A 751-nucleotide genomic window follows, 5' to 3' on the forward strand; every position below is an offset into this window, starting at 1 on the left:
CAGGCCCGCTACGGTGGGGGCTTCCATGAGTGCACGGACGCTGATTTCACAGTCGAAGGTTTCCTGCACGGCGGCTACGACACGCATCGCAGAGAGCGAGTTGCCGCCCAGGTCGAAGAAGGAGTCGTCCACGCTGACTCGCGGCAGGTCGAGAACCTTCGTGAAAATGCCGGAGATAATTTCTTCAACCGGAGATGACGGCGCTCTGTGAACGCCGCTGGCGAATTGCGGCTCGGGCAACGCCCATTTGTCCAGCTTGCCGTTGACAGTTAACGGCAACTCGTCGATGACCATCACCACGGCCGGAACCATGTACGCAGGCAATCGCGCGGCAACTCGTTCGCGCAGCGCCCCACCATCGATTCCCGCAGACACCTCGGTAGGTACGACGTAGCCAATCAACTGCTTGCCGGTATCGGTATCACGGGCCACCACTGCCGCACGCTCCACTCCGGTCAAGGCAGCGAGTGTTGCTTCCACTTCACCGATTTCGATGCGGTAACCACGAATCTTCACCTGATCGTCAGAGCGACCCACATACTCCAGCTCGCCGTCGTGATTCCAACGAACCAGATCGCCGGTGCGATACATCCGCGAACCCAAAGGGCCGAGCGGACACGCGACGAATCGCGATGCCGTCAAGCCCGGCCGTCGCACATAACCGCGTGCCACACCCCGCCCCGCGACATACAACTCACCAACCACACCGATCGGAACCCGCCGCAAACCGGAATCCAACACAAACAACGCA

Annotated in this window: 1 protein-coding gene; it reads right to left on the reverse strand. The window is 60.7% G+C overall.

The window, feature by feature from the left end:
* On the reverse strand, positions 1-751 hold a 751-nt coding region (locus CH274_RS24550; RefSeq protein WP_141214695.1), incomplete at both ends, for a phosphopantetheine-binding protein.

The organism is Rhodococcus sp. 06-418-5, assembly GCF_002258285.1.
Taxonomy (GTDB): Bacteria; Actinomycetota; Actinomycetes; order Mycobacteriales; family Mycobacteriaceae; genus Rhodococcoides.